Source organism: Brevundimonas sp. (assembly GCF_035935935.1).
In the GTDB taxonomy this organism is placed as follows: Bacteria; Pseudomonadota; Alphaproteobacteria; order Caulobacterales; family Caulobacteraceae; genus Brevundimonas.
The window spans coordinates 26,895-40,367 of sequence record NZ_DASYWO010000009.1; the positions used below are offsets into that span (position 1 = coordinate 26,895).

14 protein-coding genes are annotated in these 13,473 nt (G+C 70.6%); 8 read left to right on the forward strand and 6 right to left on the reverse strand.

Going from position 1 to position 13,473, the window contains the following annotated elements; all coding sequences use genetic code 11:
- Positions 1 to 3 precede the first annotated feature (3 nt).
- The gene (locus VGR32_RS09260; protein WP_327449941.1) at positions 4 to 342 is read right to left on the reverse strand and encodes a P-II family nitrogen regulator; all 339 of its coding nucleotides are present in this window, start codon (positions 340 to 342) and stop codon (positions 4 to 6) included.
- Between the two features lie 115 nt (positions 343 to 457).
- Here VGR32_RS09260 and VGR32_RS09265 point away from each other — a divergent pair, with 115 nt between their 5' ends.
- A complete protein-coding gene (locus tag VGR32_RS09265) occupies positions 458 to 1,297 on the forward strand; it encodes an NAD(P)H-hydrate dehydratase (protein ID WP_327449943.1) in 840 nt (279 codons plus the stop codon).
- Here the strand turns inward: VGR32_RS09265 and VGR32_RS09270 are convergent.
- On the reverse strand, positions 1,275 to 1,943 hold the full coding sequence (locus tag VGR32_RS09270) for a J domain-containing protein (protein WP_327449945.1): 669 nt from the start codon (positions 1,941 to 1,943) through the stop codon (positions 1,275 to 1,277). The genes VGR32_RS09265 and VGR32_RS09270 overlap by 23 nt on opposite strands.
- Before the next feature lie 44 nt (positions 1,944 to 1,987).
- On the opposite strand from VGR32_RS09270, the gene VGR32_RS09275 reads away from it, so the two are divergent.
- From VGR32_RS09275 to VGR32_RS09305, 7 genes are all read left to right on the forward strand, one after another.
- Positions 1,988 to 2,293: a BolA family protein gene (locus tag VGR32_RS09275; protein WP_327449947.1), complete on the forward strand. Its 306-nt coding sequence runs from the start codon at positions 1,988 to 1,990 to the stop codon at positions 2,291 to 2,293.
- 73 nt (positions 2,294 to 2,366) lie between these two features.
- Positions 2,367 to 4,175 (forward strand): ATP-binding protein, encoded by a 1,809-nt coding sequence (locus VGR32_RS09280; protein ID WP_327449949.1) that lies wholly within the window; start codon positions 2,367 to 2,369, stop codon positions 4,173 to 4,175.
- Between the two features lie 41 nt (positions 4,176 to 4,216).
- Positions 4,217 to 5,869, forward strand: a complete 1,653-nt coding sequence (locus VGR32_RS09285) for a cisplatin damage response ATP-dependent DNA ligase (protein WP_327449951.1) — start codon at positions 4,217 to 4,219, stop codon at positions 5,867 to 5,869.
- 31 nt (positions 5,870 to 5,900) lie between these two features.
- Positions 5,901 to 6,425, forward strand: a complete 525-nt coding sequence (locus VGR32_RS09290; protein WP_327449953.1) for a hypothetical protein — start codon at positions 5,901 to 5,903, stop codon at positions 6,423 to 6,425.
- Positions 6,426 to 6,468: 43 nt separating this feature from the next.
- On the forward strand, positions 6,469 to 7,458 hold the full coding sequence (locus VGR32_RS09295; RefSeq protein WP_327449955.1) for a mechanosensitive ion channel family protein: 990 nt from the start codon (positions 6,469 to 6,471) through the stop codon (positions 7,456 to 7,458).
- 2 nt (positions 7,459 to 7,460) lie between these two features.
- Complete coding sequence (locus VGR32_RS09300; RefSeq protein ID WP_327449957.1) at positions 7,461 to 8,477, forward strand: threonine aldolase family protein; 1,017 nt, start codon at positions 7,461 to 7,463, stop codon at positions 8,475 to 8,477.
- A 45-nt stretch (positions 8,478 to 8,522) separates the two neighbouring features.
- Entirely contained in the window at positions 8,523 to 10,409 is a 1,887-nt protein-coding gene (locus VGR32_RS09305; RefSeq protein ID WP_327450569.1) for an ABC transporter ATP-binding protein/permease, read from the forward strand.
- Here the strand turns inward: VGR32_RS09305 and VGR32_RS09310 are convergent.
- The 4 genes from VGR32_RS09310 to VGR32_RS09325 all read right to left on the reverse strand — a co-directional run bounded on the left by VGR32_RS09310 (position 10,406) and on the right by VGR32_RS09325 (position 13,452).
- Positions 10,406 to 10,873, reverse strand: coding sequence for a chemotaxis protein CheE (locus VGR32_RS09310; RefSeq protein WP_327449959.1), 468 nt, complete (start codon positions 10,871 to 10,873; stop codon positions 10,406 to 10,408). The genes VGR32_RS09305 and VGR32_RS09310 overlap by 4 nt on opposite strands.
- Before the next feature lies 1 nt (position 10,874).
- Complete coding sequence (locus VGR32_RS09315; RefSeq protein ID WP_327449961.1) at positions 10,875 to 11,420, reverse strand: response regulator; 546 nt, start codon at positions 11,418 to 11,420, stop codon at positions 10,875 to 10,877.
- A gap of 89 nt (positions 11,421 to 11,509) precedes the next feature.
- On the reverse strand, positions 11,510 to 12,466 hold the full coding sequence (locus tag VGR32_RS09320; RefSeq protein ID WP_327449963.1) for an acetyl-CoA carboxylase carboxyltransferase subunit alpha: 957 nt from the start codon (positions 12,464 to 12,466) through the stop codon (positions 11,510 to 11,512).
- Between the two features lie 83 nt (positions 12,467 to 12,549).
- Positions 12,550 to 13,452, reverse strand: a complete 903-nt coding sequence (locus VGR32_RS09325; protein ID WP_327449966.1) for a tyrosine recombinase — start codon at positions 13,450 to 13,452, stop codon at positions 12,550 to 12,552.
- Positions 13,453 to 13,473 lie beyond the last annotated feature (21 nt).

The following is a 13,473-nucleotide window of genomic DNA, read 5'->3' on the forward strand; positions in this document are numbered from 1 at the left end:
TGATCAGACGGCCTGGGGGCCGGTCTCGCCGGTGCGGATGCGGATGACGTCGGAGACGTCCGACACGAAGATCTTGCCGTCGCCGATCTTGCCGGTCCTGGCCGAACCGACGATGGCGTCCACGACGGATTGGGCCATGTCGTCGGGCACGACGACCTCGATCTTGATCTTGGGCAGGAAGTCGATGACGTACTCGGCCCCGCGATAGAGCTCGGAGTGGCCCTTCTGGCGGCCGTAGCCCTTGGCCTCAAGCACGGTCATGCCCTGGACCCCGACGTCCTGAAGGGCCTCCTTCACCTCGTCGAGCTTGAAGGGTTTGATGATCGCTTCGATCTTCTTCATGGTGTCCCCGAGGCGGCGAAAAGCGCCCACGCGTCGGGCGCGCATGGGACAGTGCATTGCAGCATAAGGCAAGCGACTTTTGGCTTTCGTTCCGCTCCGTGACCGGATTTTCTTAATGCAGGTGAACGGCCCCGAGCTGTGGGCCCCGGTGTTCCCGTGGCCGGCCGACGACGCGCACAAGCATGCGCGCGGGCGGCTGGGCGTGGTGTCGGGGCCGGCGCACAGGACGGGCGCGGCGCGGCTGGCGGCGCGGGCGGGGCTGCGGGTGGGCGCCGGTCTGGTGCGGGTGCTGTGCCCGCCCTCGGCGACCGGCGTGCTGGCGGCGTCGCTGGAGGCGGTCATGGTCGATCCGTTCGAGGGGCCGTCCGCCCTGCGGCGGCTGGCCGAGCCTCTGGACGCGGCGGTGATCGGGCCGGCGACAGGGGTCGACGAGGGCACGGTGGACGCGCTGGACGTGCTGGCGGAAAGCGGGGCCGCGCTGGTGGTCGACGCCGACGCCCTGACGGTGTTCGAAGGGCGTTCGGAGACCCTGTTCGCCCATCTGGACAGGGACGACGTGCTGACGCCGCACGAGGGGGAGTTCGAGCGCGTCTTTCCCGGACTGCTGGCCGGGGGGCGGGAGGCGGCGGCGGCCGAGGCGGCGCGGCGGGCCGACGCCATCGTGCTGCTGAAGGGCCGTGAGACCGTGATCGCCGCGCCCGACGGCCGTGCGGCGATCAACCCGCCGGCGCCGGCGTGGCTGGCGACCGCAGGATCGGGCGACGTCCTGGCGGGTCTGATCGGCGGCCTGCTGGCGCAGCGCATGCCCAGCTTCGAGGCGGCCTGCTGCGCGGCGTGGGTGCACGCGCAGGCCGCGGCGCTGCATGGGCCGGGGCTGATCGCCGAGGATCTGCCCGACCTGATCCCGGAAGTGCTGGGCGACCTCTATGCGATCAGGCCAGGCCCGACTTCCTGAGCGTCTTCCACGCCTTGATGACGCGTTGAAGCCGGGCCTCGGCGCCGCGGTCGCCGCCGTTGGTGTCGGGATGAAAGCGCTTCAGCAGCAGGTGATACTGCACCTTGATCGCCGCCTTGTCGGCGCCCGGCTCCAGATCCAGGTCGGCCAGGGCGGCCCGTTCCAGCTTGCCGATGCGCCGATCCTCGGCCACCGGTCCGGCCTGCGGGTTCACCTTGCGCCCGAAGAGGCCGAAGGCGTCGCGCCACGAGCCGGCGCCCTCGGTGTTCCCCGTGCCGAACTTCGCGGCGAAGGCGGCGGCCTCGCGGCTCTTGGGGCCGGCCTTCATCTCCCACGTCGGGCGACCGCCCGTCATGGCCTCGTTTTCCTGCGCGGCGCGGATCTCGCCCTCGCTCATGCCGGCGTAGAAGTTCCAGCCCTTGTTGTATTCGGCGGCGTGGCCCTGACAGAAGTCGTAGAAGTCGTTCAGCCGCTCCCGCGACTTCGGCGCGCGGGCGGTGGCGGCGCGGCGGCAGTCGGGCCACTGGCAGGGCTTCTCGCCGGGTTTGAGGTGCAGGACGTCGGCGGCCGCCGCCTCTTCCTCGGGCTTGGGCGGCTTCACCCGGATGTCGGTGAAGCGGGGCCTGTATTGAAACGCGGCGGGCATGGACCGAAGTGTAGGGTCGAATTGGTCCGCATCAAGGAAGCCCCATGCCGGAAGGCCCCGTCGCCGCAGAAATTCGTCGCAAGCTGACCGCAGCCCTGTCGCCGCAGCGGCTGGAGATCGACGACGACAGCTGGCGTCACGCCGGCCATCACCACGAGGGCGGCATGGACGCCAGGCCCGGCGGCGAGAGCCATTTCAACCTGCTGGTGGTGTCGACGGCCTTCGAAGGGCAGGGCAGGCTGGCGCGCCAGAGGGCTGTGAACGCGCTGCTGTCGGAAGAAATGGCGGGGCCGGTCCACGCGCTGTCGATCCGGGCCCTCACGCCCGCCGAGGCTGAGGATCTGCCGTAGCGGCGTTCATCTCGTCTTAGAACCTTCCCCAATAGCGTTCCGGCCGGGTTGAGGAGAGGCAGGGGGCGCCGTCTTGGTTGAATCGGACGCGAACGGCGAGACTCAGGCTCCGGGCGAGGCCGCCGCGGCCCTCCGCGCGATCCTGCAGACGCAGTACCTGCGCTATCTGATCATCGGCGCCTGGGCGCTAGGCCTGTTCTCCATTCTGGATCCACTGATCGCGGGCGCCTGGTTCGCCGGAACGATCGGCGCGGGCGCGGTGCGGGGCGAGTTCGAGCGCCGCATCAGCCAGCGCGTGGGCGCCGGCTGGGGCATGCTGTTCCCGGCCGTGGCCACCGCCACGACGGCGGTGTGGGCCGCCGCGCCGCTGCTGGCGTGGTTCTCGGGCGCGGCCTTCGGTCAGCCGATGGCCATGATGCTGCTGGTGTCGGGCTATGTGCTGGTCTTCGCCCAGCTTCGGTCGTCACCGCGGCAGGCCATGGTCATCTCGTCGCCCTACAGCCTGGTGGCGCTGATCATCACCGGAAGCCTGTGGGGCAGCGAGAGCTTCATCCCCTTCCTGGCGTCCATCCCGTTCGCGGCCGCGGGCCTGTTCGTGCTGGTCATGATGACGATGCTGCGCGAGGAGCGCATCCGCGCCTTTCAGGAGCACCAGTCGCACCTGATCGAGGAGCTGGAGGCGGCCCGCGACAAGGCGAACGCCGCCAACGACGCGAAATCGAACTTCCTGGGCGTCATCTCCCACGAACTGCGGACGCCGATGAACGGCGTGCTGGGCGCGGCCCAGCTGCTGGGCGCGACGCGGCTGGAGCCGACGCAGCGGGAGTACCTGTCGATCATCCGGACCTCGGGCGACAATCTGCTGAGCCTGCTGAACGACATTCTGGACATGACAAAGATCGAGGCGGGCAAGATGACGTTCGACGTCGTCGACGTGTCGATCGACGACCTGCATCGCCGCGTGGTCGGTCCCTTCCAGGCCCAGGCCGAGGCCAAGGGGCTGGACTTCGAGGCCCGGTTCGAGGGCGAGACGCCGGCCGTGGTGCGCGGCGACCCCCTGCGCGTCTGTCAGGTGATCCACAACCTGCTGTCCAACGCGGTGAAATTCACGGACCAGGGCAAGGTCAGCTACGTCGTCCGCTCGACCCGGACCGGGGAGGCGCGGGTGCGGTTCGACTTCCAGGTCAGCGACAGCGGCGCGGGGATCGCCGAAGCGGACGTGCAGCGGCTGTTCCAGCCCTTCACCCAGGTCGACGCCTCCTCGACGCGCAGGTTCGGCGGAACCGGGCTGGGGCTGACCATCTCGCGACGCCTGGCCAACATCATGAACGGCGACATCACGCTGAAGTCGAAGCTGGGCGAAGGCTCGACCTTCACCTTCACGGTCGAAGCCGACGTGGTGGCGTGGGAAACGGCCGCGCAGGCGGAAGCCATGGAGGCCGACGAAGAGGCGGCGGGCAGCCTGAACGTGCTGGTGGTCGAGGACCATCCGGTCAACCGGATGATCCTGGAGGCGTGGATGAGCTCGGCCGGTCACGCCTCGGCCAGTGCCGAGAACGGCCAGATCGCCGTCGAGATGACGCAGGATCAGCCGTTCGACCTGATCATCATGGACGTGAACATGCCGGTCATGGACGGTCTGAGCGCGACCCGCGCCATCCGCGCGGGCGGCGGCGCCAACGCCGAGACGCCGATCGTGGTGCTGTCGGCCTCTGCGCGCATCGAGGATCACGAGGCGGGCATCGACGCCGGCGCTGACGCCTATCTGAACAAGCCGATCGACTTCGCGGCCCTGGCCCGGGTGATGGGCGCGGTGGGGCAGGGACGTTCCGGCGTCCGGGCGATGGACGATCTGGTCCGTCCGGCGATGGCGGCAGCCTGAGCGGGCTCGCGCGCGGGGCCGCCAGTCCCTAGATCGAAGGCATGCGGGCCTTCGCCGAGCTTCTGGACAGACTGTCGCTGACGGCGTCGCGCAACGCGAAGCTGACCCTGCTGCGCGACTACCTGCGCGCGACGCCCGACCCGGACCGGGGATGGGCGCTGGCGGCGATCACGGGCGACCTCAGCTTCGACGCCGCCAAGCCGGCGATGATCCGCGCGGCGGTGGAACGCCGGGTCGATCCCCTGCTGTTCCGGTGGTCCTACGACTACGTCGGCGATCTCGCCGAGACGGTGGCGCTGATCTGGCCGGCCGACCCCACCCGGCGCGCGAACCGGGAGCCGCAGCTGTCGGAGGTGGTCGAAACCCTGAAGACGGCCGGGCGATCGGAGGTGCCGGCGCTGATCGAGCGGTGGATGGACGATCTGGCGCCGAAGGGGCGCTGGGCGCTGCTGAAGCTGATGACGGGCGCGCTGCGGGTCGGCATGTCCGCGCGGCTGGCCAAGACGGCGGCGGCGCGCGTGGCCCCCGACGACGACCCCCGCGGCATCGACGCGTCGGACGTCGAGGAACTGTGGCAGGGGATCGACGCGCCCTACGGCGATCTGTTCGCTTGGCTTGAAGGCCGCTCGGAGCGGCCGGCGGCCGACGCCCCTGGCAGGTTCAGGCCGGTGATGCTGTCCGTCGCCCTCGACGAGGCCGTCGACCTGCCGCGGGTGACGCCGGAGGCCTGGATCGCGGAGTGGAAGTGGGACGGCATCCGCGTGCAGGCGGTGCGCGAGGCGGGTGTGGCCCGCCTGTGGTCCCGCACCGGGGACGAGATCTCGCGCGCGTTTCCGGACCTGATGGCGGCGCTTGAGTTCGACGGGGCCGTCGACGGCGAACTGGTCGTGCTGCGCGACGGCCAGGTGGCGCCGTTCGGCGATCTGCAGCAGCGACTGAACCGCAAGACGGTCGATCCGAAGATGGTCGCCAGCCATCCTGCCGCGCTGATCGCCTATGATCTGCTGGCCGAGGCGGGTGAGGATCTGCGCCCCCTGCCGCTGGTCGAGCGACGGACCCGTCTGGCGGCGATGATCGACCGGGTGGGATCGGAGCGGATGATCCTGTCGCCGGACGTGGCGTTCGCCGACGTGGCGCAGTTGACGGCGTTGCGCGCCGATCCGCCGGTGGGCGCGTCTGCCGAAGGCCTGATGCTGAAGCGGCGGGACAGCGTTTACGTCGCCGGGCGGCCGAAGGGGCCCTGGTTCAAATGGAAGCGCGATCCGCACGTGATCGACGCCGTGCTGATGTACGCGCAGCGGGGGTCGGGAAAGCGATCCAGCTTCTATTCCGACTACACCTTCGGAGTCTGGACGGACGACGGGACGCTGGCGCCGGTCGGCAAGGCCTATTTCGGGTTCACCGACGAGGAGCTGAAGCAGCTCGACAAGTTCGTGCGCGACAACACGGTCGAGCGCTTCGGGCCGGTGCGGTCGGTGACGGCCAGCCGGGAGCATGGCCTGGTTCTGGAGATCGCGTTCGAAGGGCTGCAGCGGTCGTCGCGACACAAGTCGGGCGTGGCCATGCGGTTCCCGCGCGTCAGCCGCATCCGCTGGGACAAGCCGCCTGCGGAGGCGGACACGCTGGGAAACGTGCTGGCGCTGCTGGACGCGCTGGAGCGGGAGGGCGGGAGATTGGCGGCAGCTGCGCCGTGAACCCGAATCGCCCGGCCGCATTACGTCGGGCATGGAACTCTCGATCTCACAACGACGGCTGGCGGTCGCGGCGGGCGTCGGCGTGCTGGCTCTGGGCCTGGCGGCCGGAGTGGCCACGATGGGACCGCGCGACGCGGCGAGGGCGGACGGTCCGGCGTTGCAGATCGCCCTGTTCACCCCGCCGCCGCCGGTGATCGAGCCCGGAACGACCATGGAGGTCGGCGAGCTGACCGACGGCTACGTCCACCGGCCCGCGCCGCGGCCCGAGCCGATCGAGTGGGTCGAGTTCGACGAAGGCTGGTGGGACGCCTCGGTTCAGGATCCGCCGCCGGCGGCGTCGTGGACGCCGGCCGCAGAAGCCCCGCCCGTCGACCCGACGGTCGAGCCGGCGCCCGAGACGCGGCGGGACTCGATGGGCTTCGGATTCGATACCCGGGAAGAGGCCGAGAAGCGGGTCATGCGGTCCGCGCCGCCGGAACGTCGTCCCTTGCCGCAAGGCGGAGAGGCGCCGCCGCGCGTCATGGTGTCGGGCGAACGTCAGGCCGTCTTCTACTGATCCCGGGGTTCCATTGCCTGACCAAGGCGCTAGACCCTAGGGCATGGCTTCCCTTCCTGAACTGGTGACCGGCGCCGTCGCGGCCGGCGAACGCGCGACCGCCGTGGACGCGGCGCTGGTCGCCAAGCTGACAGACATGGCGGGCGATCTGGCGGTGAACCTGCTGGTCGCGGCGCTGATCCTGGGCGTGACGATCGTCGCGGCGAAATGGGCGGGCCGCGTCGTTCGCCGGGCCGCCGGCCGGATCGGCGGGCTGCGGCACGATCCCACGGTCGTCAGCTTCATCGCTCAGGTGGTTCGCGTCGCCGTCTACGTGATCGGCTTCATCGCCGTGCTGCAGCGGCTGGGGGTGCAGACGACCTCCATCATCGCCGTGCTGGGGGCTGCGTCGCTGGCCGTGGGCCTGGCGCTGCAGGGAACGCTGGCCAACGTGGCGGCGGGCGTCGTCCTGCTGATCCTGCGGCCCTATCGCGTCGGCGACGTGATCGAGGTGGGGGGCGCCTCCGGTTCGGTGCAGCGGCTGGATCTGTTCGTCACCCAGATCTCGAACGCCAACAATCACAAGATCGTCGTGCCGAACGGAAAGGTGCTGGGCGACGTCATCATCAACCTGTCGGGGCAGGGGACGCGCCGCATCGAAATCCACTTCACGGTGGGCTACGGCTCGAACCTGAAACAGGCGCGCCACGTGATCGCGACCACCGCGGCGGCCAATGAAAAGGTACTGGGCGACCCCGTGCCGTGGGCCGGGGTCACGGCCCTGCTGGACAATGCGGTGCAGGTGACGCTGCATGCCTGGGTGAAGTCGGACGACTGGTACCAGACCCAGTCGGACCTGCACGAAGAGGTCAAGGTGGCGCTGGACGCGGCCAACATCGAGATCCCGTTCCCGCATCAGGTGGCGGTCGACTATGCGCCGCCTGCGCGCGGGCCGGATCCGGCGACGCCGTTCCCGCAGCCGCCCGAGCCTGTGACGCCGCCGAAACCGCGGGCGAAGCGTGGGCCCCGGTTGCCGCATCTGAAGAAGGCGTGAGCATGCGGTTCGACTTCGCCTCCGACAACGTGGCCGGCATGGCGCCCGAGGCGCTCGAGGCGCTCGCCCGACACAACGACGGCTATGCCCGCGCCTACGGCGGCGACGACCCTGCGCGGCAGGCGGCGGAGCTGATCCGGCAAAGGCTGGACGCCGACGTCGAGGTCCGCTTCGTGTTCAGCGGGACGGCGGCCAACGCCATTTCGCTGTCCATGCTGGCCTTTCCCTTCGAGGCGGTGCTGGCGCACCACGCGGCCCATGTCTGCACGGACGAGACGGGGGCGCCGGGATTTTTCGGCCAGGGCGTCGGCCTGATCGGCCTGCCGGGACACTCGGGGAAGATCGATCCGGCGGCGCTCAAGGCGGCGCTGTCGGAGCCCGACATGGGACATCGGCAGCCGGCGGCGGCCCTTTCGTTGACCCAGGCCACGGAATACGGCGCGGTCTACTCCGTCGAGGAACTGGCAGACCTGGTGGCTCCGGCCAAGGCCAGGGGGCTGGGGGTGCATCTCGACGGGGCCCGCCTTGCCAACGCCGCGGCGGCGGGGTTCGACCTGACGGCCGTCGGCCGGATGGGCGTGGACGTGTTGGTCATGGGCGGCGCCAAGGCCGGCGGTCTGTGCACGGAGGCCTTGGTGATGTTCGACCGGTCGCTGGCGCGCCGCGTGGACAACCGGCTGAAGCAGGCGGGACAGATGGCGTCCAAGGGGCGGTTCCTGAGCGCCCCCTTCCTCGGCCTGCTGGAGACGGGCGCGTGGGAACGGCGCGCCGCGCACGCCAACGCCATGGCGAGCCGACTGGCGGACGCGGTGGAGGCCCGCACGCCGTGGGTGCTGGCCCATCCCGTGGACGCCAACGCCGTGTTCGTCCGCATGCCGGCGGACGCGCACGCACGGCTGAACGCCGCCGGTTGGGCCTGCCACCGGTTCGACGACGGTTCGGTGCGGCTGGTCTGTTCGTGGGCCACCACGGCCGAGGCTGTGGACGAGGTCGCCGAGGCGATGACCCGTCTGTCCTAAACGCTTTGCGTGCGCTCCGACGCGGGCCATATGAGGCCCATGGCGATGCGCGGCGAGCGCTCCGGCCGCCGGCGCGCAGACCCCGCGGTCAAGGCGCTGGGCGCGGAGCCGATCAATCCGGAAGACGAGCCCATCGGCGCCTGGACGGCGCTGAAGGATCTGGCGGGCGTCGTGGGGCGGTCCGGCGCGCCGCAGCTGCATGCACGCGTGATCGGCGCCCTTGGCCTCACCCTCGCCGGCAAGGGACTGGGCGTTCTCGCGCCGCTGGCGCTCGGTGCGGCGGTGAACCGCCTCTCCGAAGGGCAGTCGACCGGCGCCACGGTCGGGCTGTCCTTCATGGCGCTGGCGGTCGGGTGGGCGCTGATCCGGTTCCTGTCGGCGGCCACGCCGCAGCTGTCGGACGTCGTCTTCGCCCCCGTTCGCGCGGCCGCGCAGCGACGCACGGCGGCCGAGACCTTCGCCCACGCCCTGAACCTCTCGCTGGACTTCCATCAGACCAAGCGCTCGGGCGCCCTGTCGCGCACCATGGACCGCGGTTCGCGCGCGGTGGATTTCCTGCTGCGCATCATCGCCTTCAACCTGGGGCCGACGGCGGTGGAGCTGGTGCTGGCCGCGGGCGTTCTGGGCGGGCTGTACGACTGGCGGTTCGGCGCGCTGGCGGTCGCGGTGGTGGCCATCTACGCGGTCGCCACTTTCGGCATGGCCAACTGGCGGCTGGAACACCGTCGGGCGATGAACGCCGCCGACACCGAGGCGGCCGGTCTGTCGGTGGACGCCCTGTTGAACTACGAGACGGTCAAGTCGTTCGGAGCCGAGCGGCGCGCGGCGGAAAGCTATGACCGGGCGCTGGAGACCTACGTATCGGCCGCGCTGAAGGCCAACGGGTCACTGGCGGCGCTGAACCTGATCCAGGCCGCGATCATGAACTTGGGCCTGGGCGTCATGGCGGTGATGGCCGGCTTCGAGGCCGCGGCCGGGCGCATGGGGCCGGGCGACGTCACCGCCGCGGTCCTGATCCTGATCAGCCTGTATCAGCCGCTGAACATTCTTGGCTTTGCCTATCGAGAAATCCGCCAGTCCTTCATCGACATGGAAGAGATGCTGAAGGTGACGCGTCAGACGCCGCAGGTGGCCGACGCAGCCCACGCCCGCGCGTTGACGCGGCCCGCCGACGCGCGGGGAGCCTCATTGGGGTTCGAGGGCGTGGGGTATCGGCACGACGCGCGGGCCAACGGACTTGAGGACGTCGACTTCGTCGCGGCCCCCGGCACCACGACCGCGCTGGTGGGCCCGTCCGGGTCGGGGAAGTCCACGATCGTGAAGCTGGCGCTCAGGCTGCTCGACCCGCAGGCGGGGCGTGTGCTGATCGACGGTCAGGACGCGCGGGACGTTTCGCAGGAGAGCCTGCGCCGCGCCGTGGCGCTGGTGCCGCAGGACGTGGCGCTGTTCAACGACAGCATCCGGGCCAACATCGCCTTCGCGCGGCCGGACGCCGAGGAAGAGGAAATCTGGGCGGCGGCCGAGGCGGCGGAGCTGGCGGCCTTCATCCGGGCGCTGCCGAACGGCATGGACACCAAGGTCGGCGAGCGGGGGTTGAAGCTGTCGGGCGGCGAGCGTCAGCGCGTCGGCATCGCGCGGGCGTTGCTGGCCGATCCCTGCATCCTGATCCTGGACGAGGCGACGAGCGCGCTGGACAGCCGCACCGAGGCGGCCATCCAGAAGACGCTGCGGAAGGCCCGGGCCGGGCGCACGACGCTGGTGGTGGCGCACCGGCTCTCCACCGTGGCGGACGCGGACCAGATCCTGGTGCTGAAAGCCGGCCGGGTGGTCGAACGCGGCGCGCACCATGAACTGGTGGCGCGCGTCGGAGGCGAGTACGCGGCCCTGTGGCGCAAGCAGACCCGGGGCGCGCGGAGCCGCCCGGAGGTCTAGGCCGTCTTCGAGGCGATCAGTTCGTCGAGATGCGCTCTGACCGCAGCGCGCGCCGGCGCCTGACGGTCCAGCTTCAGCATCATGGCCAGCGAGCTGGAAAAGACCTGCGGCACGCGCCAGTCGAAGGGGCGTTCGGCGCCGGAGGCGTCGATCAGGTCACAGAGGCCGCGCACGACGGCGCACACGTCGTCGAGGTCGAACGGTCCCGCCGCGTCGATGATGGTGGTGCAGGCCAGGTAGAGGTGATTGAGCGCGTCGTCCTCGTCGGCGCCCGTCGACGTCGCCGGCGGGACGATCGTGGCCATCAGTTCCGCCTGGCGCGCGACCTCGGCGAGGCTCGGCGGCTTCAACGCTTCCAGATTCTTGTTCGCGGCGGCGAGGGCGCGCAGAACGCTGACGCCGCCGGCCGCGTCGATCATCGTGCCCAGCCGGGACTTGCGGCGGGCGTGGGTGACGACGGCCATGTCAGGACTTCTCCGCGCGTTCGGCTTCAAGCTGGGCGAGGCGCAGGCGGTCGAGGCGGCGCTCGACGTCCGGGGGGTCGTCCCGGAAACGACGATCCGGTCCGAAATAGTCGCCGACCTCCAGGAAGGGCCGCTCGTCCTTCGCCACCCAGACGATGCGCTCAAGCAGGTTCTTCGCGCTGAAGGGCTTGGTGATCATGAAGTTGGCCCCGCAGTCGCGAGCGTCCAGCACACGCGAGCGGCGCACGTGCGCGGCCGTCATGATGACCGGGACGAAGGCGTTGGGCTGGCTCTTCGTGCGGCGCAGCCAGCGGACCAGCTCGTAGCCGTCCATGTCAGGCATGTCGCAGTCGACGACGAGCAGGTCGATGGGCGTTTCGCTCAGGATTTCCACCGCGTCGGTCGGGCGGGTGATCGCGTGGCGCGTGCGGATGCCGAAGCCGAGAAGGCAGGCGGTGGTCAGCTGGAGCGAGAACTGGGAGTCGTCGACGACCATCGTCGCCGCGTTGGACAGGTTCACGACGGCGGTGTCGCGCAGTCCCTCCATTCCCCGACTCCACTGAAACGCCGGTTTGGGATGTAACCGGTTTCCCGACTTGGGGCGCGACTCGTGAGGGAAGGGTTAAGCCCCTGCGCTCAGCCCGGACGGCCTATGGCGTAGAAGCGGTCGGCGCGCGCCTTGCGCAGGGCATCGGGCGTCAATCCGGCGAGAGCGGCCAGTTCGTCGGCCAGCGCCTCGCCCACGCCCGCGACGGCGGCTTCGCGCGCGACGTGCGCGCCGCCGACGGGTTCCGGGATGATGCGGTCGACGATCTTCAGCTCGATCAGATCGGGCGCCGTGATCTTCATGGCCATGGCGGCGTCCTTCGCCCGTGCGCCGTCACGCCACAGGATCCCCGCGGCGCCTTCGGGCGAGATCACCGAATAGATCGAGTGCTCCAGCATCAGGACGCGGCTGGCGGCGGCGATGGCGATGGCGCCGCCGGAGCCGCCCTCGCCGGTGATGACCGCGATCGAGGGCACGCCCAGCGTCAGGCCGCGCTCGGTCGAGCGGGCGATGGCCTCGGCCTGGCCGCGCTCCTCGGCGCCCAGGCCCGGATAGGCCCCCGCGGTGTCGACGAAGCTGATCACCGGCAGGCCGAAGCGGTCGGCCAGATCCATGAGGCGGGCCGCCTTGCGATAGCCCTCGGGCCGCGCCATGCCGAAATTATGGGTCAGGCGGGTGGCGGTGTCGTGCCCCTTCTCCTGTCCCATGACGACGACGGGATCGCCGTTGAACCGCGCCAGGCCGCCGATGATGGCCTGATCGTCGCCGAACTGGCGGTCGCCGCGCAGTTCGACGAAATCCTCGAACAGGCCCGCGACGTAGTCGACGAAGTGGGGTCGGTTGGGGTGACGCGCGACCTGGGTCTTCATCCACGGGTCGAGCGAGGCGTAGGTCTTGCGCCGGAGCTGGTCGGCCTTCTTGCGCAGGCCCTCGATCTCGGAGTCGAAGGAACCGGCCGAGGCGGAGGCGGACAGGAGCGACAGCTCCTCGATCTTGCCCTCCAGGTCGGCGATCGGCTTTTCGAAGTCGAGGTAGTGGGCGGCCATCAGGCGATCCGGGCGACGGGGCGGGAAAGCCCCTGCGAAAGGCGGCGGAAACTAGTCAGGTCGGTCGTGCGGGGCAAGCGGCGTCAAGCTTCGCCTCTCCGCCCCAACGGATGGCGGGTGCGGACGGTTTCGGCCAGGGCGTCCTGCGTCACGTGGGTGTAGATCTGGGTGGTGCCGAGGTCGGCATGTCCAAGCAGCGTCTGAACGATCCTGAGATCGGCGCCGCCCTCCAGCAGGTGGGTGGCGAAGGCGTGGCGCAGGACGTGCGGGCTGACGCGCGACGGATCGATGCCGGCGTCCACGGCCGCCTGATCGAGCAGCTGGGCGAATCGGCGCGGCGTCAGTCTTCCGGCGCGGGCGCTCGCAGAGGGAAACAACCACGGTGAGTCGGGCGTCTCCGGCTTCCGCGCCTCCTCGCGCGCGGTCAGCCACTCGGCGACGGCCGCCCGGGCGGGGGCGTTCAGGGGGGCCAGACGCTCCTTGCCGCCCTTGCCGCGCACGATCAGGTGGGTGGGATCGCGACGAACGGCCTCGACCCGCAGGGCGAGAAGCTCCGACACCCGCATGCCGGACGCGTAGGCGAGCTCGATCAGCGCCTTCAGGCGCAGTCCCGCGGCCCCGTCCCGCCGGGCGGCCGCGTCGACCAGACGGGTCATCTCATCCCGGGACAGCACGCGGGGCAGGGGGCGGCCGCGACGTGGCGCGTCGAGGCGGGCCGAAGGGTCGTCCGGACGCCAGCCCTCGGCCAGGGCGAAGCGGCAGAACTGCCGCACCGCCGAGCGCCGCCGCGACTGGGTCGCGGGCGACAGGCCACGCTCCGACAGGCCTGAGTACCAGTCCTCCACCGCCTCACGCGTCGCCGTCATCAGCCCGCCCGTGCCCGACTCGGCGTCCGCGAGGTCGCGGGCATAGGCCGACAGGGTGTGCGGCGAGGCGTCCCGCTCCACCGCCATCATCTCCAGGAAGGCCTCGATCTGGGGCGTCATGATGTTATGGACGAGGCTTCC

Coding starts and splice junctions, on each gene's coding strand:
- VGR32_RS09260 (WP_327449941.1), bottom strand. CDS start 342: ATGAAGAAGATCGAAGCGATCATCAAACCCTTCAAGCTCGACGAGGTG.
- VGR32_RS09265 (WP_327449943.1), top strand. CDS start 458: ATGCAGGTGAACGGCCCCGAGCTGTGGGCCCCGGTGTTCCCGTGGCCG.
- VGR32_RS09270 (WP_327449945.1), bottom strand. CDS start 1,943: ATGCCCGCCGCGTTTCAATACAGGCCCCGCTTCACCGACATCCGGGTG.
- VGR32_RS09275 (WP_327449947.1), top strand. CDS start 1,988: ATGCCGGAAGGCCCCGTCGCCGCAGAAATTCGTCGCAAGCTGACCGCA.
- VGR32_RS09285 (WP_327449951.1), top strand. CDS start 4,217: ATGCGGGCCTTCGCCGAGCTTCTGGACAGACTGTCGCTGACGGCGTCG.
- VGR32_RS09290 (WP_327449953.1), top strand. CDS start 5,901: ATGGAACTCTCGATCTCACAACGACGGCTGGCGGTCGCGGCGGGCGTC.
- VGR32_RS09295 (WP_327449955.1), top strand. CDS start 6,469: ATGGCTTCCCTTCCTGAACTGGTGACCGGCGCCGTCGCGGCCGGCGAA.
- VGR32_RS09300 (WP_327449957.1), top strand. CDS start 7,461: ATGCGGTTCGACTTCGCCTCCGACAACGTGGCCGGCATGGCGCCCGAG.
- VGR32_RS09305 (WP_327450569.1), top strand. CDS start 8,523: ATGCGCGGCGAGCGCTCCGGCCGCCGGCGCGCAGACCCCGCGGTCAAG.
- VGR32_RS09310 (WP_327449959.1), bottom strand. CDS start 10,873: ATGGCCGTCGTCACCCACGCCCGCCGCAAGTCCCGGCTGGGCACGATG.
- VGR32_RS09315 (WP_327449961.1), bottom strand. CDS start 11,420: ATGGAGGGACTGCGCGACACCGCCGTCGTGAACCTGTCCAACGCGGCG.
- VGR32_RS09320 (WP_327449963.1), bottom strand. CDS start 12,466: ATGGCCGCCCACTACCTCGACTTCGAAAAGCCGATCGCCGACCTGGAG.
- VGR32_RS09325 (WP_327449966.1), bottom strand. CDS start 13,452: ATGACGCCCCAGATCGAGGCCTTCCTGGAGATGATGGCGGTGGAGCGG.